18 protein-coding genes are annotated in these 20,385 nt (G+C 60.3%); 16 read left to right on the forward strand and 2 right to left on the reverse strand.

The window, feature by feature from the left end:
* The first annotated feature begins 8 nt into the window (after window positions 1–8).
* The 5 genes from ACK8OE_RS10700 to ACK8OE_RS10720 all read left to right on the forward strand — a co-directional run bounded on the left by ACK8OE_RS10700 (window position 9) and on the right by ACK8OE_RS10720 (window position 4,031).
* The gene (locus ACK8OE_RS10700) at window positions 9–734 is read left to right on the forward strand and encodes a septal ring lytic transglycosylase RlpA family protein (protein ID WP_290795143.1); all 726 of its coding nucleotides are present in this window, start codon (window positions 9–11) and stop codon (window positions 732–734) included.
* Window positions 735–796: 62 nt separating this feature from the next.
* Window positions 797–1,435, forward strand: a complete 639-nt coding sequence (tmk, locus tag ACK8OE_RS10705) for a dTMP kinase (RefSeq protein ID WP_410272523.1) — start codon at window positions 797–799, stop codon at window positions 1,433–1,435.
* A gap of 1 nt (window position 1,436) precedes the next feature.
* A complete protein-coding gene (locus ACK8OE_RS10710; RefSeq protein ID WP_410272524.1) occupies window positions 1,437–2,447 on the forward strand; it encodes a DNA polymerase III subunit delta' in 1,011 nt (336 codons plus the stop codon).
* A gap of 1 nt (window position 2,448) precedes the next feature.
* Window positions 2,449–3,225, forward strand: a complete 777-nt coding sequence (locus ACK8OE_RS10715; protein WP_410272525.1) for a TatD family hydrolase — start codon at window positions 2,449–2,451, stop codon at window positions 3,223–3,225.
* A complete protein-coding gene (locus ACK8OE_RS10720; RefSeq protein WP_410272526.1) occupies window positions 3,222–4,031 on the forward strand; it encodes an MBL fold metallo-hydrolase in 810 nt (269 codons plus the stop codon). Before ACK8OE_RS10715 ends, ACK8OE_RS10720 begins: the two co-directional genes overlap by 4 nt.
* A 253-nt stretch (window positions 4,032–4,284) precedes the next feature.
* On the opposite strand, the gene ACK8OE_RS10725 is transcribed toward ACK8OE_RS10720, so the two are convergent.
* Window positions 4,285–5,430 carry a bifunctional 2-C-methyl-D-erythritol 4-phosphate cytidylyltransferase/2-C-methyl-D-erythritol 2,4-cyclodiphosphate synthase gene (locus ACK8OE_RS10725; RefSeq protein WP_410272527.1) on the reverse strand — a complete coding sequence of 382 codons (1,146 nt, stop codon included), beginning with the start codon at window positions 5,428–5,430 and terminating at the stop codon, window positions 4,285–4,287.
* Between the two features lie 65 nt (window positions 5,431–5,495).
* Between ACK8OE_RS10725 and dusB the strand changes: the two genes are divergently transcribed.
* The 7 genes from dusB to ACK8OE_RS10760 all read left to right on the forward strand — a co-directional run bounded on the left by dusB (window position 5,496) and on the right by ACK8OE_RS10760 (window position 15,832).
* On the forward strand, window positions 5,496–6,479 hold the full coding sequence (dusB, locus tag ACK8OE_RS10730) for a tRNA dihydrouridine synthase DusB (protein ID WP_410272683.1): 984 nt from the start codon (window positions 5,496–5,498) through the stop codon (window positions 6,477–6,479).
* Between the two features lie 286 nt (window positions 6,480–6,765).
* Window positions 6,766–8,976, forward strand: a complete 2,211-nt coding sequence (locus ACK8OE_RS10735; protein WP_410272528.1) for an ATP-binding protein — start codon at window positions 6,766–6,768, stop codon at window positions 8,974–8,976.
* Window positions 8,976–10,379: a sigma-54-dependent transcriptional regulator gene (locus ACK8OE_RS10740; RefSeq protein WP_013480331.1), complete on the forward strand. Its 1,404-nt coding sequence runs from the start codon at window positions 8,976–8,978 to the stop codon at window positions 10,377–10,379. Before ACK8OE_RS10735 ends, ACK8OE_RS10740 begins: the two co-directional genes overlap by 1 nt.
* Before the next feature lie 186 nt (window positions 10,380–10,565).
* The gene (locus ACK8OE_RS10745) at window positions 10,566–11,438 is read left to right on the forward strand and encodes a D-amino-acid transaminase (RefSeq protein ID WP_410272529.1); all 873 of its coding nucleotides are present in this window, start codon (window positions 10,566–10,568) and stop codon (window positions 11,436–11,438) included.
* A gap of 181 nt (window positions 11,439–11,619) precedes the next feature.
* Window positions 11,620–11,868 (forward strand): RNA chaperone Hfq, encoded by a 249-nt coding sequence (hfq, locus tag ACK8OE_RS10750; protein WP_013480329.1) that lies wholly within the window; start codon window positions 11,620–11,622, stop codon window positions 11,866–11,868.
* Window positions 11,869–11,983: 115 nt separating this feature from the next.
* Window positions 11,984–13,330, forward strand: coding sequence for a GTPase HflX (gene hflX, locus ACK8OE_RS10755; protein ID WP_410272530.1), 1,347 nt, complete (start codon window positions 11,984–11,986; stop codon window positions 13,328–13,330).
* 72 nt (window positions 13,331–13,402) lie between these two features.
* Window positions 13,403–15,832: a beta-galactosidase gene (locus ACK8OE_RS10760; protein ID WP_410272531.1), complete on the forward strand. Its 2,430-nt coding sequence runs from the start codon at window positions 13,403–13,405 to the stop codon at window positions 15,830–15,832.
* A gap of 74 nt (window positions 15,833–15,906) precedes the next feature.
* Here ACK8OE_RS10760 and ACK8OE_RS10765 read toward each other — a convergent pair whose 3' ends face one another.
* Complete coding sequence (locus ACK8OE_RS10765; RefSeq protein WP_410272532.1) at window positions 15,907–16,920, reverse strand: IS30 family transposase; 1,014 nt, start codon at window positions 16,918–16,920, stop codon at window positions 15,907–15,909.
* Window positions 16,921–17,134: 214 nt separating this feature from the next.
* Here ACK8OE_RS10765 and ACK8OE_RS10770 point away from each other — a divergent pair, with 214 nt between their 5' ends.
* From ACK8OE_RS10770 to lexA, 4 genes are all read left to right on the forward strand, one after another.
* Window positions 17,135–17,728, forward strand: coding sequence for an anthranilate synthase component II (locus ACK8OE_RS10770; RefSeq protein WP_126423752.1), 594 nt, complete (start codon window positions 17,135–17,137; stop codon window positions 17,726–17,728).
* Entirely contained in the window at window positions 17,721–18,734 is a 1,014-nt protein-coding gene (gene trpD / locus ACK8OE_RS10775; protein WP_410272533.1) for an anthranilate phosphoribosyltransferase, read from the forward strand. The genes ACK8OE_RS10770 and trpD overlap by 8 nt, the downstream gene beginning before the upstream one ends.
* Window positions 18,735–18,737: 3 nt before the next feature.
* Entirely contained in the window at window positions 18,738–19,532 is a 795-nt protein-coding gene (gene trpC, locus ACK8OE_RS10780; protein WP_410272534.1) for an indole-3-glycerol phosphate synthase TrpC, read from the forward strand.
* Window positions 19,533–19,642: 110 nt separating this feature from the next.
* Window positions 19,643–20,350 (forward strand): transcriptional repressor LexA, encoded by a 708-nt coding sequence (gene lexA / locus ACK8OE_RS10785; protein WP_290795113.1) that lies wholly within the window; start codon window positions 19,643–19,645, stop codon window positions 20,348–20,350.
* The last annotated feature ends 35 nt before the right edge of the window (window positions 20,351–20,385 follow it).

A 20,385-nucleotide genomic window follows, 5' to 3' on the forward strand; every position in this document is an offset into this window, starting at 1 on the left:
CAGTGCAAATGCTTGTTTTGGCAAGCCTCTGGCTTCTGGCCGCCTGTGCGGGCGGGCCGAAGCTGAGCACGCGCGACGGGCCGGACGTGGTGAAGAACGGGCAGTATCGCGCCGCTAACCTGCGGCCCTATAAGGTGCGCGGCGACACCTATCGCCCCTATGTGCCGGATATTGGCGACACGCTCACAGGGACAGCGAGTTGGTACGGCCACGAGTCGGGCAGCCTGACGGCGACGGGCGAGCGTTTTGACCCCAATGCCCTGTCGGCGGCGCATAAGACCTGGCCGCTGCCCTCGGTGATTGAGGTGACTAATCTCGACAATGGCCGCACCCTGCGGCTGAGGCTCAATGATCGTGGGCCGTTCGTCGATGGGCGCCTGCTCGATCTGTCGAAGGGGGCCGCCAAGGCCTTGGGCGTGCATCAGACCGGCACGGCACGGGTGCGTATCAAGTTTCTGGGTCCGGCGGAACTGGGGGCACGGCCAACCTATGCCGCGGCATCGCCTGAGCCCTCGGACGGGGATCGCCAGCGGTATCGCGTGCAGGTCGGGGCCTTTTCCGAGCGCGCCAATGCTGAACGGGTCAGCGACCAGTTGCGCGCGCGGGTCGATGAACGGCGCGGGCTCTATGTCGTGACGCTGGGGCCGTTCGAGGGGGCGCAAAAGGCCGAGCTTTATCGGCAAAAGGTGCTGGCGGCGGGCTATTTTGACGCCATTCTGACGCGCGACGAGTAATTTGGGCGGGTTTTGATTTTAGCCTTGTCTTAGCCCGGCGCTTGGCCGATGTATCGGCAGACATGACCGGTAGATTCATTACATTCGAAGGCGGCGAGGGGGCCGGAAAATCCACCCAGGTGAAGGCGCTGGTGGCGCATCTGCGCGAACTGGGGCTTGAGGTGGTGCAGACGCGCGAACCGGGTGGTTCCAGCGGCGCGGAGGCGCTGCGCGAGCTGCTGGTGACCGGTGAGGCCGGGCGCTGGTCGCCGATGTCTGAAACCCTGATGATGTATGCGGCGCGCGCCAACCATCTGGAGCAGGTGATCCGGCCGGCGCTGGAACGCGGGGCTTGGATCGTCTGCGACCGCTTTTCCGATTCCACCCGCGCCTATCAGGGGGCGGGCGGTGGCGTGACGCCGGACCTGATCGAAAGCATCGACGCCGCCGTGGTGGGGGACACCCAGCCCGATCTGGTCATCGTGATGGATATGCCGCCGGAAGCGGGCTTGCAGCGGGCGCTGGCGCGCGGCGATGCCGAAAATCGCTTTGAGTCCAAAGGGCTGGCCTTTCACGAGCGCCTGCGTGAGGGCTTCCGCAGGCGCGCCGCCGCTCATCCTGAGCGCTATCGCCTGATCGACGCTGACCGCGCGATTGAAGACATCAGGGCCGATATCTGGCGCGTGGTGTCGGATCGCTTTGCCGAACTGAAGGGAAGCTGAGATGGCGGTGACCGAAGACGATACCGCCGTCGCCCATCCGCGTCAGGTCTTTGATTTCATTCAGGGCGAAGCGCAGGAAACGGCCTTTGTCGAAGCGCTGTCGCGCGGGCGGTTGCATCACGCCTGGCTGCTGTGCGGGCCGGAAGGGGTGGGCAAGGCGACCTTTGCCTATCGCGCGGCGCGCTATCTGATGGGGCATCAGCGGGACAGGGGCTTCGGCATTCTGGGCATGTCCGAAGAGGACCCGGATGGGCGCCTGATCGTGGCGCAGTCGCACCCGGACCTGCTGGTGCTGGAACGCGAGCAGAAGGACGGCAAGACGCGCAAGAACATCACCGTCGATGCGGTGCGCGAAGTGGGAGAGTTCTTTTCCAAGGCGCCCTCGCGTTCGGCCTATCGCGTCTGCATCGTTGATGCCGTCGATGACCTGAATATTAATTCAGCCAATGCCTTGCTGAAGATTCTTGAGGAGCCACCTGAACGCGGTTTGCTGTTTCTCATCTCGCATTCGCCGGGCAAGCTGCTGGCCACCATCCGCTCGCGCTGCCGACGTCTGGGCTTTTCGCCCTGGGACGATGAGGCGGTTCAGCGCTTTATCACGGCGCGCGCCGAGCTTGGCCCCGAACAGCTTGAACGGCTGGTGGTGATGGCCAAGGGCTCACCCGGCAAGGGGTTGCGGCTGTGGGAAGAGGGGGCACTGGAGATGGACGAGTTGGCGGCACGGCTGTTGTCGGATACGCCGCCCGCGCGTTTTGATCTGCTGCCACTGATGACGATGTTCAAGACGAATTCCTCGAAGATCGACGGCCCCAAAAAGTTCGCGCAATTTATTGCTGCGCTCAGTGACCGTGTGCAGGAGCGGGCGCTCAGCGCCGATGCGCCGGCGCGTGGACGGCAATGGTCGGAGCTGTGGGTCAGGCTCAGCACGGTCGTCGCCGAAACCGAAGGCGTCAATCTGGATCGCGGCGAATATTTCTGGTCCATCGTAAATGATATCAAGGCTTTAAGGTAATATGCTTATCGACAGTCACGTCAATCTGCACGCCCCGCAATACGACGAAGACCGTGACGCGGTGATCGACCGGGCGCGTGAGGCCGGGGTGGGGCTGATGGTCAATATCTGCGATCGGGTGTCGAATTTCGAAACCTGCTATGGTTTGACGACGCATCAGGACATCTGGGCCACGGTGGGCACGCACCCGCACGAGGCCAGGGAAAATCCGGACCTCAACGTCGCCGACCTGCTGACGCTCGCGCAACGGCCCAAGGTGGTCGGTATCGGCGAATGCGGGCTGGATTTTCACTATGACTACAGCCCGCGCGACATTCAGGCGGCTGTGTTCCGTACCCATGTCCACGCGGCGCGCCAAAGTGGCTTGCCGCTGGTGGTCCACACGCGCGAAGCCGATGCGGAAATGTGGGAGATCCTTTCCTACGAACACGCCAAAGGGCCGTTCACCTTTCTGCTGCACTGCTATACGTCCGGGGCGGAGCTGGCGAAGAAGGCGGCCGGGATCGGGGCCTATTTCTCGGTGTCAGGCATTGCCACCTTCAAGGCGGCGCAGGACGTGCGCGACATTATTGCGGACATGCCGGCGGAGCGCATCATCGTCGAAACCGACTGCCCCTATCTGGCGCCCATTCCCATGCGCGGGCGGCGCAACGAACCGGCCTATGTGACGCATGTCTATGACAAGCTGGCGGAAATCCGTGGCTGGACGCGCCAAGACACGATCGCGCGGACGACTGACGCCTTCTACGCCCTGTTCAAGCGGATCCCGCGCGCATGAGACGGTTGAGGACCACCATACTGGGCTCAGGCTGTTCGACCGGCGTGCCGCGTGCCGATGGGTTTTGGGGGCGCTGCGATCCGCACAACCCGAAGAACCGCCGCAGCCGCTGTTCGGCCCTGTTTCAGGCCTTTGATCCGTCTTCCCCGGATCAGGCAACCAATGTGGTGGTCGATACGTCTCCGGATTTTCGCACCCAGATCATGCAGACGGGCATTGATCATCTGGATGCCGTGCTGTGGACGCACGATCATGCCGACCAGACGCACGGCATAGATGACATGCGGGCCTTTGCGCTTTTGCGCAAAATGCAGGTGCCGGGCTATATGGACGAAGCGACGCGTCAGACCCTGCTCAGCCGGTTCGATTATATTTTTGCGGGAAAGTTCGGCTATCCGCCGATCTGTGCGCCGATGGCCCTGCCGTCCTTCGGGGAGAGGTTCCATCTGACGGGTGAGGGCGGCGAGGTGCCGGTCGTCACCTTCGATCAGATCCACGGCCCTATCCGCTCCGTCGGCTATCGTATCGGGAACGTGGCCTATTCCAGCGACATCAGCGACCTGCCGGAGGACAGTTTTGCGCAGCTTTACGGGCTGAAGGTCTGGATTGTGGACGCCCTGCGCTATGCGCCGCACCCGACCCACGCGCATCTCGATCTGGCGCTGGAATGGATCGCACGCGTCAAGCCTGAGTTGGCCGTGCTGACCAATCTGCATCAGGAAATGGATTACGACGAATTGCGGGCGAAACTACCGGACGGTGTCGTCCCTGCCTATGATCAGATGATGATCGATACGGATTTTTAGGAAGCCTGTTCGGGGTGGGGAAGGTTGGAACGCAAAAAAAGAACAGCTTAAAAAATTGAATAAAATTATGGGTTTTAAAAACAAACCCACCCCGAACGTTTTCAATTCATCATATTTACAGAGCGTTGTCATTTGAAATTTTGCATAGCAGCATTAGCTACATTTCATGCAAAATTTCAGGTAAACAATTGTTGATAATAATAAAAATGCATCTTCCGTTACAATGTTTAAAAATTCGTGATTGTGCACCGCATTAGGATGGCAGCGTGATCAGGCACACCGCCTGTGCGGCCAGTCCTTCTTCGCGACCGGTGAAGCCCATTTTTTCAGTGGTTGTGGCCTTGATGCTGACTCGCGACACATCAAGCGCGAGAATGTCGGCCACCCTCTGACGCATGACCTCCCGATGCGGCTTGATCTTTGGGCGCTCGCAAATCAGGGTCACATCGGCATTGACGATTTCACCCCCGCGCTGGCGGATCAGTTCGGCCGCATGACGCAGAAACAAGTCAGACGGCGCGCCCTTCCATTGCGGGTCAGTCGGCGGGAAGTGATCACCGATATCACCCAATCCCGCTGCCCCCAGAAGAGCATCGGTCAGGGCGTGCAGGCCAGCATCGGCATCGGAATGGCCGATCAGGGTCTGATCGTGGGTGATCTCCACGCCGCACAGCCACACGCTTTCGCCAGGCCCCCAGCGGTGGGCGTCAAAGCCCTGACCGATACGCATCTGTTGAGCGGGCATAAAGGCCTCCAGCACGGCAAAATCTTCGGGATAGGTGAGTTTTTGAAGCCGCTGCGCCCCTTCGACGATCTCAACCCTGATCCCGGCGGCGGCGGCCACCATGGCCTCATCAGTGGCCTCGACCTCACCCGTCCACTGGGCATAGGCGTCGGCTATGTCTTTCAGGCGGAAGGCCTGAGGGGTCTGGGCGCGCCACAGGCCGTTACGCGACGGCGCGTCAATGATGCGGCCATCTTCGGCACGCTTCAGCGAGTCGGTGACCGGTACAGCCAGAATGGCGGCGCGCGCCGTATGCAGCCGAGTCACCAGCGCTTCAATCAGATCGACGCTCAGCAGGGGCCGCGCCGCATCGTGGATCAGCACGAGATCATCCGGCGCAGCGGTTTCGTGCAAGGCGTTGAGGCCGCTTTGCACCGAAAGGGCGCGCGTGGCACCGCCCGGCACGACGCGCACCCGCTCCAGCCCCTGAAGCGTCAGGGTGGCGTGATCAAGGTCGTCACGCGGTACCACCACCACGATGTCGGCGGCTCCGGCACGGGCAAAGGCTTCGATTGACCAGTTTAGGACAGGCTTGCCGCGCAACGGCATCCATTGCTTTTTGCCGCCTGATCTCTGACCCGAACCGCCGGCAACGATGATCGCATTGAAACTCATGGCTTTGTCTTAATCGGACGTCGCCCATTGCGTAAAGAGGGCTTCGCGGTTATTTCGCGCCCATGATGACGCACAGTCTTAGGATCGGAGATGTGGAGATTGCCGGGCGCGCCCTGATCGCGCCTATGACCGGCGTGTCTGATCTGCCGTTCCGCCGCATGGCGTCGAAGCTGGGGGCTGCCTATGCGGCCACCGAGATGGTGGCCTGCGCCGAGCTGGAGCGCGGGCGTCCGGACGTGGTGCGCAAATTCGCTCTGGGGGAACATGCTGGCCTGAAGATCGTGCAACTGATCGGCAAGGACCCGGACTTTATCGCACGCGGTGCGGCTCTGGCCGAAGCGTCGGGCGCGCATATTGTCGATCTCAACTTTGGTTGCCCGGCCAAGGAGGTGACTGGCGTGCTGTGTGGATCGGCCTTGATGCGCGACCTCGATGCCGCCAGCCGCCTGATGGAGGCGGCCGTCAGCGCGACCTCGCGACCGGTGACGGTCAAGATGCGGATGGGCTGGGACGACCACAGCCGTAATGCCCCGGAACTGGCACGCCGGGCTGAGGCCATCGGGGTGCAGGCGGTGACGGTGCATGGTCGCACGCGCCAGCAGTTTTACAAAGGGGAGGCCGACTGGGCCTTTGTGCGGCAGGTCAAGGCCGCGGTGTCCATCCCCGTCATCGTGAATGGCGACATTACTGATGGTGACACAGCGCGCGAGGCTCTGACCCAATCCGGAGCCGATGGCCTGATGATCGGGCGCGGCGTCTATGGACGTCCGTGGCTGGCGGCGCAACTCGATGCGGCGTTGAGCGGCGAAAATCCGCCTGAGCCAACCGGATCGGCGCGTCTGGAACTGATCCTCGAACATATGCACGACAGTCTCGGCTTCTATGGCGACGGTCTGGGCCTCAAAATGTTCAAGAAGCATCTGGGCTGGTATATTGAAGCTGGCGATTATAGCGAAGACCCGGCGACTCGGCGTCAGGATAAGGCACGGCTATGCCGTCTGGACGATCCCGCGCTCATCGAACGGGAGTTGAGCGCCCTGTTTGTGTGATACCCGTTTAGGGGAATCCGAAAACATTTCGTGATCGCGTGTCGGCAAATTCGCCGCATTCCTGCAACATCGATGTTGATATTTGGACACAGTAGTGCACAAATGCCACCCTCAGAGCGTACTGCCTTAGCACACAAACTCAGCACGCTCTGAGGTTTGTTTGAACGCGCAATTTATCCATAAAGTGGTGCCCACTTTATCGGATTGCGCTCCATTGTGGCATCTGGAAAGCCGGGTTTTGAAAGACACAGGTATCAAACGGCGCTTCGGCCTTTCGTGGGCCCGAATGACGCGGGGGCTGAAAAATGCCAGCCGTGGCCGTCTGGCTATGGTCAGTGCCTATGGCCTGTCGGCCCTGATGACGGCCTTCATCATCTGGATCATCATTGCGGCGCCCGGCGCCGGGCCGCTGGGGCCCTCGAGCGTCTTTCTGTTCAGCCTTGTCTGTCTGAATCTGGCGCTGCTGCTGGGCCTGAGCTTCTTCGTATTGCGACGGGTGCTGCAACTGGCGCGCTCACGGGCCAAGGATGCGGGAACGCGCCTGCATGTGCGCTTTGTAACTCTGTTCGCTCTGGCGGCGGTGACGCCGGCCTTCGTCGTGGCCCTTTTCTTCGGTGTGCTGGTCAATCGCGGCGTGGAAACGTGGTTTTCAGCGCGGGTGCAGTCGTCGGTGGAAAACAGCGCCGACATCGGGGCCGCCTTTATCGAAACCCAGACCAATACGGCGCGCGATACGCTGACCGACATCGCGCGTGATCTGCAACGCCCGGAACTGATCCGTATGTTTTCGGAGCGCCTCAGCTTTTCGCAGGCCCTGCGTGAACTGATCTCGATCCGCGGGGAACTGGCGGCGGTCTATATTATCGACGACAGCGGGCAGGTGCTGGCGCGGGCGGAAAACCCCGGTGCACCGCCCTTTCTGGCGCCCAATCAGGTGGCCATAGATACAGCCAATGAAGGCGATATCGGCGGCGGTCTGTTTGCGGCACCGGACACGATCCGCATGATCTATCCGCTTCAGGGTTACAACGGGGCCAAGCTTTATGCGGTCAAAACCCTGACGCCCGGCATCGTGCCCAAGGTGCAAAGTGCCAAGGAAGCTATTGATGCGCTTCGGGAATCCGCCCGCAATTCGGTCCGCGTGCAGGGCGTGTTTGCGCTGGCCTATATGGAGACCGTGCTGCTGGTCCTGATCGGCGCCATCTGGGTCGGCACCTCGGCGGCGGACTCCATCGCCGTGCCCGTCGCCCGGCTGGTGCAGGCGGCGGACAAGGTGGCGTCGGGCGACCTCAATGCGCGCGTCATGACCGACAAGCAGTCCGAAGACATCGCCGTCCTGTCGCGCGCCTTCAACCGCATGACCAGCGACCTGCAAAGCCAGCAGGCAGCGCTGAAATCGGCCAATGAAGAGGCGGAGGAACGCCGCCGCTTCATCGAAACCGTGCTGTCGGAAATTTCGGCGGGCATTATCGGTATCGACGAAAACGAGCAGATTTCGGCCATCAACCGGCACGCCGCTCACTTCCTGTCGATCCCCACCGAAGAGTCTTTCGGGCAGCATATCCGCGAACTGGCCCCGGAAATCTGCGAGCTTCTCGACAAGGTAACGCCGCACAAGGTCGAGGAAGCCGAGGTCGATCTGGTGCGCAAGGGCGATACGCGCCGCGTGCGCGTGCGCGCCTCATCGCTGGATACGGGCGGCGCGGTTCTGACCTTCGACGACATCACACGCCTTGTGGCCGCCCAGCGCAACGCCGCCTGGAAGGATGTGGCGCGCCGCATCGCGCATGAGATCAAAAATCCCCTGACACCGATCCAGTTGTCGGCGGAACGTCTGAAGCGCAAATACCGCTCACAGATCGAAACCGATGGCGAAACCTTCGATCGCCTGACCGACACGATTGTACGGCAGGTGGGCGATATAGGGCGCATGGTCGATGAGTTTTCGGCTTTTGCGCGGATGCCAGTCCCGAACTTTGCCGAAGAAGACGCGGCGGAACTTGTGCGCCAGATGGTCTTTTCGCAGCGCGTGGCCAAGCCGGATGTGCAGATCGACATTGTCGAGCCGTTGCCGGAAGTCACAGTCGTCTGCGACGGTCGCCTTCTGTCGCAGGCGCTGGGCAATGTGCTCAAAAATGGCGGAGAGGCGATCGTCTCACGCCATATGGCCAATGGCGGCGGTGAGGGCGGTCAGATGCGGGTTGAAATGCACCTGAGCGACGGGTTCCTGACGATCGAAATCGAGGATGACGGTATCGGTTTGCCGGATAAGGACCGCGACCGTCTGACCGAACCCTATGTAACCACGCGCGAAAAGGGGACGGGGCTCGGCCTCGCCATCGTCAAGCGTATTCTCGAAGATCATGGCGGCGAATTCTATCTGGCGGACGCCGTCCATCTGAGCGGGGCACGGGCCATATTGCGGTTACCCAAGACCCAGGCTCCGGCTCAAACCAATGAAGCTCCCGATAGCGGGGCAAGACTGATGAGGGTGTGATGAAGGTATCATCTGGCGTAGATATTCTGGTGGTCGATGACGAGGCCGATATCCGCGAACTGATCGCGGGCATCCTCGAAGACGAAGGCTATTCGGTCAGAACGGCCGCCGACTCTGGCGCGGCGTTACGGGCGATCAAGGCGCGCAAACCGTCCTTGTGCGTGCTCGACATCTGGATGCAGGGCGGCGGGCTGGACGGGCTGGAACTGCTCGATGTCATCCGCGAACTGGACCCGGATATTCCGGCCATCATGATTTCGGGCCACGGCACCATCGAAACCGCCGTCTCGGCCATCAAGCGCGGCGCTTACGACTTTATCGAAAAGCCGTTTAAAACCGAGCGCTTGATCATGGTGGTTCAGAGAGCGCTTGAACTGGCGTCTTTGCGCCGTGAAAACCGCCGCCTGCGCGGTCAGGCCGTGGTTCCGGATGGCTTAATCGGCAATTCGGCGGCGGCGCAGCTTCTGCGCACCACCATCGCCAAGGTCGCGCCGGCCAATTCGCGCATAATGATCTCCGGGCCCGCCGGGTCGGGCAAGGAACTGGTGGCGCGCATGATCCACGAAGCCAGCCCCCGCGCGCGCTGCGAATTTGTGCCTATCTCGTCCGCCGGAGTAACACCGGAGCGTCTTGACGTCGAACTGTTCGGTGAAGAGGGCGAAGAGGGCCGCCCGCGCAAGATCGGCGTGTTTGAGCGCGCGCACGGCGGCACCCTGTTCCTCGACGAAGTGGCCGACATGCCGATGGAGTCGCAAAGCCGCATCCTGCGGGTGTTGGTCGAACAGCGCTTCGTGCGCGTTGGCGGCGTCAATGACGTGCAGGTCGATGTGCGCGTCATTTCCTCGACCTCCAAGGATCTGACGCAGGAAATCGCCGCCGGGCGTTTCCGCGAAGACCTGTTCCACCGCCTCAATGTGGTGCCGGTGCGCGTCCCCGGCCTGTCTGAACGCCGCAGCGATATTGCCGAACTGGTCAACTACTTCATCGAGCGCATTTCGCGTGCTCAGGGCCTGCCCAAGCGGACCCTGTCAGAAGACGCTATGGCGACGCTTCAGGTGCACGAATGGCCGGGCAATGTCCGCCAACTGCGCAATAATATCGAGCGCCTGCTGATCCTGGCCTCCGGCGATCCGTCCGAGCCGATCACGGCGCAGATGCTGCCGGCTGAGGTGGTGGAATCAGCCGTGGCCGGGGCCATCCGCCCGGAGCGGATCATTGCCCTGCCGCTGCGTGACGCCCGCGAAGTGTTTGAGCGCGAATACCTGTCGTCGCAAATCGTGCGCTTCGGCGGCAATATTTCGCGGACTGCGAACTTTATCGGCATGGAGCGCTCGGCCCTGCACCGCAAGCTGAAGTCGCTGGGTCTGGCCCATATTCGCGGCGTTGAGGACGAAGAGGTGTAAGGCGAGGGGGCTCGTGCCCTAACCGTGTGCTCAGCCTTGACGTTCGTGGCTGAACAGTTAAGGGGGGCAAGGGGCCTGCGGCCCCTTGAGTTTTTTGTGTTTTTTTGGGGGCCTGCGGCCCCTTGAGTCTTTTTTCTTTTTGCGAGCCTGAGTCTCTTTGAGGCGTTCCGGTTTATTGAGATTACCATGTCCCGTATTGCCTATGTGAACGGTGCCTATGTGCGCCATGTCGATGCTGCCGTGCATATTGAGGATCGCGGCTATCAGTTTGCCGACGCCGTCTATGAGGTGTGGTCGGTGTTTGGCGGGCAACTGGCCGATCTGGCGGGGCATCTCAACCGGCTGGAGCGGAGTTTGCGCGAGTTGCATATCGCCATGCCGATGCCGCGCGCCTCTCTGGTGGTGGTGCTGAACGAGGTCATTCGTCATAATCGCATCAGTGAGGGTCTGGTCTATCTTCAGGTGAGCCGCGGCGTGGCCCCGCGCGACCACGTCTTCCCGACGGAGCCGGTCAAACCGGCTCTGGTTATCACCGCCAAGCCGGTGGACCGTCAGGCGGCCGAAGTGAAGGCGCGCAAGGGCATCCGTGTGGTCTCGGCCCCCGACAACCGCTGGGGGCGCTGCGATATCAAGACGGTCGGGTTGCTGCCCAATGTGCTGGCCAAACAGGCGGCACGTGAGGTGGGGGCTTCCGATGTGATCTTTGTTGATGCCGAAGGTTTTGTGACCGAAGGCGGGTCGGCCAATGTCTATATCGTCACCGCAGAGGGCGAGGTGAAGACGCGTAGCCTGCGCGCCAATATCCTGCCGGGCGTGACGCGCATCAGCCTGCTCGACATCCTGCGGGCAGAGGGTGTGGATGTCTCCGAAGGCGCTTTCACGCTGGAGGAAGCCAAACGCGCCAAAGAGGCGTTCCTGTCGGCGGCCTCGACCTTCGTTATGCCCATCGTACAGATTGACGATTCGCTGATCGGTGATGGTGTGCCGGGCGAATTGTCGCTGCGGCTGCGTGAGGCCTATATCCAGCGGGCGCGGCGTTCCGCTGGTATTGACCTGTAAAGGTTTGGAATTCCACCGAAATATTATGTTATGTAGTGTTCGGTTGAATTGTCCCCCGATTGTCGCCTATGATACTTCACGAAATTATGTGCGCCTGTGCGTTGTGATTTCGTGACTTTTGCTTATGTCTGTGTGTGAAGCCCGTTTTGGGCTCGCAATGTCTAACAAGAAGGGCGACTAAATGTCCCACGAAAAGAAACAAAACCTGCAGGACACGTTCCTCAACAGCGTTCGTAAATCCAAAACGCCTCTCACCATCTTCCTGATCAACGGCGTCAAGCTTCAGGGCATCGTCAGCTGGTTTGATAATTTCTGCGTGCTGCTGCGCCGCGACGGTCAGTCGCAACTGGTCTATAAGCACGCGATCTCGACCATCATGCCTGCTGCGCCGGTGCAGTTGTATGAGCAGGAAGAAGACTCGGACGATTAAGTCGCGCTCCGATCACTGATCGGATCACGCCTTGATCTCTTCGCTTTGACGCACATCTGATCCAAAAACCGCTTACACTTTTTGGGATGTGCGTCTTGTCGTCCAAAGGACTCTTTTGAGCACCAAATTTGTAAACCGCACGCCGGAAACTCAGCGGGCGGTCATCATCGACCCCGACATGGCCGCTCCGCACGCGCCGTCTTCGCCGCGTCAGCCCCAGGGCGTGCCTGCGGCACGGCGCTATGATGAATCGCGTCTGGACGAAGCCGCCGGTCTGGCCATCGCACTCGACCTTGAAATTGTCGCTGCTGACACCGCACGGGTGCGCAAGCCCAACCCGGCCACGCTTTTCGGTTCCGGCAAGGTCGAGGAGATTGTTGCCCTGTGCGAAGAGGTCGAAGCCGATCTCGTCATCGTCAACACCACCCTGACGCCGATCCAGCAGCGCAATCTCGAAAAAGCCTGGGAACGCAAGGTCATCGACCGCACGGGCCTGATCCTCGAAATCTTCGGCCGTCGCGCCCGCACACGCGAAGGCAAGCTTCAGGTTGAACTGGCGCGGCTGGAATACGAACGCTCGCGGCTGGTGCGGACCTGGACCCACCTTGAGCGTCAGCGCGCCACCGGTACGACCGGCGGGCCCGGCGAAACCCAGATCGAACTCGACCGCCGTATGATCGCCGACAAGATCAAGCTGCTCAAGGGGGAACTGGACGAGGTGCGCCGCACCCGCAGCCTGCACCGCAGCGCGCGCAAGAAGGTGCCGTACCCGATTGTGGCGCTGGTCGGCTATACCAATGCTGGCAAATCGACCCTGTTCAATCACCTGACTCGCGCCGAAGTGCTGGCCAAGGACATGCTGTTCGCCACACTCGACACGACGCTGCGCACCCTGAAACTGCCGGGCGGGCGGGCGGCTATTATTTCCGATACGGTGGGCTTTATCTCCGATCTGCCGCACGAACTGGTCGCCGCCTTCCGCGCCACGCTGGAAGAGGTGCTGGAAGCCGATCTGATCCTGCACGTGCGCGACATGTCAAATCCGGAAAGCGACGCGCAGGCGCAGGACGTGATGCAGGTGCTGACCCATATCCATCCGGACCTCGATAAATCGCGTCTGATCGAGGTGTGGAACAAGATCGATCTGCTGGACGAAGAAGCTCGCGACATCCTCTACAGCCGTGCCGTGCTGGATCGCGCCATGAACAAGCCGATCATGGTGTCGGCGATCACGGGTGAGGGGATTGAAAAACTCCTCAGCGACATCGCGCTCAAGGTGGATGAGGCAGGCACCGAAATCGACGTCGAACTGGCGCCGCAGGACGGTCAGCTTCTGGCCTTTCTGTACACTCAGGGCCGCGTGCTGGATCGGTTTGATGACGAAACCGGTCATATCCACCTAAAGGTCAAGCTCTCGGATCAGGCCTTGGGCCGCTATGAGCAGATGACGGGCCGGGCATAGATTTTTCGATACAGCGCTTGGCGGGCACGGCTTATTGTCGTACAAATTTCCCAATCAAAAAGGGAAATGCCAATGAACGGAAATCTTCTGGCCGCCTCGACCGCGGTGCTGAGCCTGCTGTGCAGTGTCGCTTCGGCGGAAACCGTGCGGGTCGATGCGCAGATGGCGCCTCCGGCACCGCGTGAAGGTCTGTTGAAAATGGGGACCGGCCTGTCGCCTTCGGGGCAGGTCATCAGCGTCAATGATCGCTACCTTACGCTCAATGGCAAACCCGTTTTGCCGGTTATGGGCGAGTTTCATTATACCCGTTTTCCGGAACAATACTGGGAAGAACAACTCCTCAAGATGAGGGCGGCGGGCGTCACCGTCGTCGCCACCTATGTCATATGGCAGCACCACGAGGAACGCCCCGGCAGCTTTGATTGGAGCGGGAACCGAAACCTTCGTAAATTCATACAGTTGGCGCAGAAACACGGCCTCTATGTCTATCTGCGTCCCGGCCCCTGGGCCCATGCGGAAGTGCGCTTTGGCGGCATTCCGGACTGGGTGGTCGATTCCGTCCCGACGCGCAGTAACGACCCGACCTATCTTGGCTATGTCGATGCCTTCTTCGAACAGGTGGCCGAACAGGCGAGGGGGCTTTTGTGGAAGGACGGCGGCCCCGTTATCGGCATTCAGATCGAGAACGAATATAACCGCACCGGGCCGCTTCAGGGACCCGATCACATTTCCCGATTGAAGGAGATGTTGCGCGCACATGGCTTTGATGTGCCGCTGTACACGGTCACCGGCTGGGACAATGCGGTCTTTCCGCGCGGAGAAGTGATCCCCGTCTTCGGCACCTATGTCGATGAACCATGGTCGGCTTCTGCGGGCATCCTGCCGCCCAAGTCGAGCTATCTGTTTCAGTTTGGCGTGCGTAATGAGAAGGGTCTGGGGGCGCAGGGGCGCACCTCAACACAGGATGACGGTGCGCGCGACAGTGACATCACGCCCTTCTTTGGCGCGGAATATGGTGGGGGCGTGCCGCAAATGTATCGTCGCCGTCCTTTGATCAGCCCTGACGATATCGCCGACATGGTGATCACCAAGGTCGGCTCAGGTGTCAATCTTCTGGGCTATTATATGTTTCAGGGCGGGCAGAACCCGCCGGGGTCGCCGTCACGCGACGAAAGCATGGCCAGCGGCGGGTACAACGATGTGCCTAAGCTCGGCTACGATTTTCAGGCCCCTCTGGGTCAGTATGGTCAGGCGCACCCGGTCCTGAATAAACTCAAACCCATTCACGCCTTCCTTCAGGCCTTCGGAGATCGTCTGGCCCCGATGAGCGGTTACGCCCCTGAGATAAAACCGGCAGCCGCCGATGATCTGAAAACCCTGCGCTGGGCGTTCCGAGGCGATGGTCAGTCGGGTTTTGTCTTCGTCAATAATCACGTGCGCCAGTACGCCACGCCCGCGCATCTGGATACGCGTTTTGAGGTGAAACTCAGCGGCGAAACCCTGACCCTGCCGTCCAAAGGCGTGACAGTCGAAGAGGGCGCCGCCTTTATCTGGCCCGTCCATTTCGACCTGTCCGGCATCAATCTCCTTTGGGCCACGGCCCAGCCGGTGACGAAGTTTGATGACGGGAAGGGCGATCTTTATGTGTTCGCCGCGACGGGTCAGATCGAGCCGGAATTTGTCTTTGAAGCGAAAGCCGTGCGTACCGTTGCGGGGGCCAAAAAGACCCCGCAGGGGGTGCAGATACGATTACTGCCTGACACCGGGCGCATCGTTACCGTCACCGGCACAAACGGCAAGACCGCACGCCTGCTGCTGCTCAGCGAAGCTCAGGCGCAAAGCCTGACTACCGTGACCGTGCAGGGCCGTCCGCATCTGATCCTCAGCGCCGCACACGTCTTTGGAAACGCCGAGGGTGGCGCGACGTTCCGGCAAACCGGATCGCAATTCAAATTTGAGATTTATCCATATTTATCAGATAATTTTTCTGCAAATCTGAAACTAAAACGTGAAGCATCAAAGGGCCTGTTTCAAAGCTGGTCAGCCACGGCGCCAGAGGTCAAACTCACCGCTGAATGGCAGCTTCTGCGCCCGGCCGGCAAGGCACCGCCGCTGAAGACCTGGGGGCCGCGAAACACACCCGTCGTGCCTGAACCGGAGAGCTTTGGGGCTTCGGCCGCGTGGACGGTGAAGGTGCCCAAGGACGCACTGAAAGGGGTATCCGACGTCTATCTGGATGTCGATTATCAGGGCGATGTGGCAAGGCTGTTTTCAGGGCCGCAGATGCTCGACGACGAATACTATATCGGGCGGACATGGCGTATTGGGCTCAAGCGTTATGCCGACAAGCTGACGCAGCCACTGACGCTCAGCGTCATGCCGTTGCGCGAAGATTCAAAAGTCTATTTCGACGCCAGTGTGAAACCACAATTCACAGAGGGTCAGGTGGCGCGCATCGACGCGATCCGACTGACGCCCGAATACGAACTGACGCTGAAATAGACCGGAAGGCGGGCCGCATAGCCTGCCCATCTATTGTGATCTCTACCTGAAGTGCGAATGGTCGGTTTATCTTATCAGGGCAGGGGTAACTGCGCCAGTTCGGCCTGAAACACCTCACTCGGTGTCCGGTAACCTAGACACTGGCGGGGCGTATTGTTCATCCGCCGAGCCATTTCGGACAGTTTCGCGTCCTCGACGATGGCCAGGTTCGTTTCCAATGGTAGATAGCGCCTGAGGCGACCATTGGCATTTTCAACAGAACCTTTCTGATAGGGAGAGGCGGTGTCGCAGAAGTAGCTTTTGATGCCAGACGTTTGATGGAGGCTGCGCCAGGCCATAAACTCAGTTCCGCGGTCAAAAGTAATGGTCTGCCGGCCTTGTGCTGGAAGGGCCCGTAAAGATTGTTCAATCGCACCAAGTACACCGACCGAGTGACGGTCCTTGTTGCGTATGACAATGTGATAGCGGCTCTTTCGTTCCAGCAGACTGGTAATATTTGCCTTGCCGTATTCACGGCGGAAAATCACGAGATCCGCTTCCCAGTGACCGAAGGTCTCGCGATTAGCGATATCTTCAGGCCGCTTATTTATGTTGCAATACAACGGAATATGGGAGCCGCGTGGTTTTCGCCCCCGCAATCCACGTCGTTTACGTCTTCGTTTGGCAAGAAGCGTATATAGCGCCATGTCACGGTTGCTGCGATCATAGACAAACCGATAGATCGTCTCGGAGCAAACACGTCCAGTCTGGGCTTCGAGCCTTGGATGAAGTTTCAGACTTCCAGCGATTTGCTCTGGTGACCAGTGTTGCTGAAGCTTTTCGATGATATAAGCCCGGAGGGTACGATTACGTTCAAGCTTGCGCTGTTTAAACCGCCGCTTGCGGGCAAGTTCGCTGGCTGTCCACGGAAACCAGCCTGAAAATTCCGGGTACTTATCCCGGAAAAAATTGCGGCGCAGTTCACGATAAATCGTCGACTGATGGCGTCCAACCATCTTTGCGATCTGCGACAACGGAACCTTGCGCTCCAGAAGCTTCATAATCTGGCGACGCTCAGCCATGTCGATGTGGCGGTAATGATGGCCCAATGTTATATCTCGCTTTTGAAGAGGCGACTGATTTGGTTGATCATTCGCACTTCAAAATAGAGTCCCCCCTATCATGAGTCAAATATCGCATAATAAATCTTATGGGAAATTTAAACGTACTCAGGCGTGAAACCGTTGAAACGTCCGGGCGTTGAGCCATTTCCGTTTGGTTTTTGCGCCGCCTTTGCCTATATCGCTTGCATGGGAGTTGGCCATGATCCTTGTCATCGATAATTACGACAGCTTCACCTATAATCTGGTGCACTATCTGGCGGAACTGGGCGCGGAAACGCAGGTGTACCGCAACGACGCGCTGAGCGTTCAGGACGCGCTGGCGCTGAAACCCAAGGCGGTTCTGCTGTCGCCCGGACCATGTGCGCCGGATCAGGCGGGCATCTGCCTGCCGCTGCTGCGCGCTGCGCCCGAAGACTTGCCGATCTTTGGCGTCTGTCTGGGGCATCAGTCGATCGGTCAGGCCTATGGTGGCGACGTCATCCGCGCCAAGACGCTGATGCATGGCAAGACCAGCCAGATCCATCACAAAGACATCGGCCTGTTCAAGGACCTGCCCAATCCGTTCACGGCGACGCGCTATCACTCGCTGGCCATCAAGCGCGAAACCCTGCCGGACGACCTGATCGTCACCGCCTGGACCGAAGACGGCGAAATCATGGGCGTTCAGCACCGCACTCGCCCCATCCACGGCGTGCAGTTCCATCCGGAATCCATCGCCACCGAAGGCGGTCATCAGATTCTGGCCAACTTCCTGCGACTGGCCGGTATCGAGAGCCACAACCTCTATGTCTGACGCCTTTAAACCCTTGCTGGCCAAGCTGGCGGACGGTCAAACCCTGTCTGACGCCGACGCTGAAATCTTCTTTTCCGCCTGCCTGCGCGGCGAACCGACCCCGGCTCAGGTGGCCGCCGCCGTGACCGCCATCCGCCTGCGCGGCGAAACTGTCGGCGAAATCGCTGCGTGCGCCCGCGCCATGCGGGCGGCGGCCAAAACGCTCGACCATCCCTATGATACGGTGGATGTCTGCGGCACCGGCGGCGATGGGCTGCACACGCTCAACATATCCACAGCCGTGGGCTTCGTAGCCGCCGGCGGTGGCCTGAAGGTCGCCAAGCACGGTAACCGTGCCATCACCTCAAAATCCGGCACGGCCGATGTATTGGCGGCACTGGGCGTCAATATCGACGCCACGCCGGAGCAGCAGCGCAAGGCGCTGGACGAAGCCGGTATCTGCTTCCTGTTCGCCGTAGCGCATCATGGGGCGATGAAACACGTCTCCCCAATCCGTCAGCAGCTCGGTTTCCGCACTATTTTCAACCTGTTGGGCCCCCTCACCAATCCTGCCGGCGCGCGCCGTCAGGTGGTGGGCGTACCCTCCCCGCGCTTTATCGAGCCGATTGGCAAGGCCTTGGGTCAGCTTGAGGCCGTTCACGCCTGGGTCGTGCACGGCTCCGGTCTCGACGAACTGACCACCACGGGCGAAACCGAGGTGGCGGAATGGAAGGACGGCAAGTTGCGCCTGTTCACCATCACCCCCGAAGCCGTGGGCCTGCCGCGTGCGGCGCTGGCTGACATCACGGGCGGTGCACCCGAGCACAATGCCACGGCCTTACGTCGGTTGCTGGAGGGCGAAAAAGGCCCCTATCGCGATATCGTCATGCTCAATGCCGCAGCGGCCTTCCTGGTCGGTGGGGCGGTTGAGACCCTGCGCGAAGGGCTGGATCACGCCGCCGCCAGCCTCGATAACGGCAAGGCCCTGGCCGCGCTTGACCAACTCGTCACCCTCACGAACAGCTAAATCATGTCCGATATTCTGGAAAAGATTGCCACCTACAAGCGCACGGAAGTCGCCGAACGCAAGCCTGCGGCGTCTCTGGCGACTCTGGAGGCACGCATCAAGGACGTCAGCGCACCGCGCGGCTTTCAACGCGCGCTGGTGGCCCACAAACAGCCGCGCAGTCTGTCGTTGATCGCCGAGGTCAAAAAGGCCAGTCCCTCCAAAGGTCTGATTCGTGAGGATTTCGAACCGGCTAAATTGGCGGCGGCCTATCAGGCCGGCGGAGCGTCTTGTCTGTCGATCCTGACCGATGCGCCCAGCTTTATGGGGCACGAATCGCACTTTGTGGCAGCCCGCAACGCCGTCACCCTGCCCTGCATCCGCAAAGAATTTCTTGTCGATGTGTGGCAGGTCGCCGAGTCACGCAGCCTTGGGGCCGACGCCATTCTGGTGATTATGGCCATGATCGACGACGCCGTCGCTGCCGATCTGATCGCGGCGGCCCATGCCTATGGCATGGACGCCCTGGTCGAAGTACACGACGCGCCTGAGATGGAGCGCGCGCTTAAGCTCGCCTCTCCGCTGATCGGTATAAACAACCGAAACTTAAGAACTTTTGACGTCGATCTGAAAACAACCGAAGACCTGTCGGCGATGGTCGGACCGCAGCACGTTCTGGTCGCCGAAAGCGGTATCTTCACGCCGCAGGACGTGGCGCGGCTCGAAAAAACCGGGGCCACGGCCATGCTGGTCGGCGAAAGCCTGATGCGGCAGGGCGACGTCACTCAGGCGGCGAAGAATCTGCTCACGCCCGCTTGACAAGACTCAAGAACGCATACAGAACACTTTGCACAAGTTCATGACTTGTTCACCATTCATGCGCTAAATATTGCCATGTCCGGGGACAAACTTTTGCAGCGGGTGGACCTATGCTGACGACCAAACAACGCGAACTTCTGATGTTCATTCATGAACGCATCAAGGAGACGGGGGTATCTCCGTCCTTTGATGAGATGAAGGAGGCGCTGGATCTGGCGTCGAAGTCGGGGATCCACCGGCTGATTACCGCTCTTGAAGAACGCGGCTTCATCCGCCGCCTTGCGCACCGGGCCCGCGCCCTTGAGGTGATCAAGCTGCCGGATCAGGCCACGACCGCCGCCCCGCCGCGTGGTCGTCAGGCATTTGTGCCGCAGGTGGTCGAAGGCACCCGCCCCGCCGCCCCGGCCCCGGCGTCCAAACCCGCCAATGACGAAGGCCGCGAACTGCCGCTGCTGGGCAAGATCGCCGCCGGTGTACCCATTGAGGCGCTGGGGGCCGAACGCGACCGTATCCGCGTGCCGGAAATCTTCGTCGGTTCGGGCGAGCACTATCTGCTGGAAATCGAAGGCGATTCGATGATCAATGCCGGTATTCTCGACGGCGATTATGTGATTATCAAGAAGTCGGACTCGGCGCAGTCGGGCGAAATCGTCGTGGCACTGGTCGATGGCGATACGGCTACGCTGAAGCGCCTGCGCAAGAAGGGCGCGTCTATTGCCCTTGAGGCGGCCAATCCGGCCTACAAGACGCGCATCTACAATGCCGACGAAGTGGCCGTTCAGGGCAAGCTGGTCGGTCTGATGCGCCGGTATCATTAAATCGCGTCTTGTTTGGCGACGGCTGCACCCCATAT

It is taken from the genome of Asticcacaulis sp. W401b (genome assembly GCF_046503825.1).
GTDB lineage: Bacteria > Pseudomonadota > Alphaproteobacteria > Caulobacterales > Caulobacteraceae > Asticcacaulis.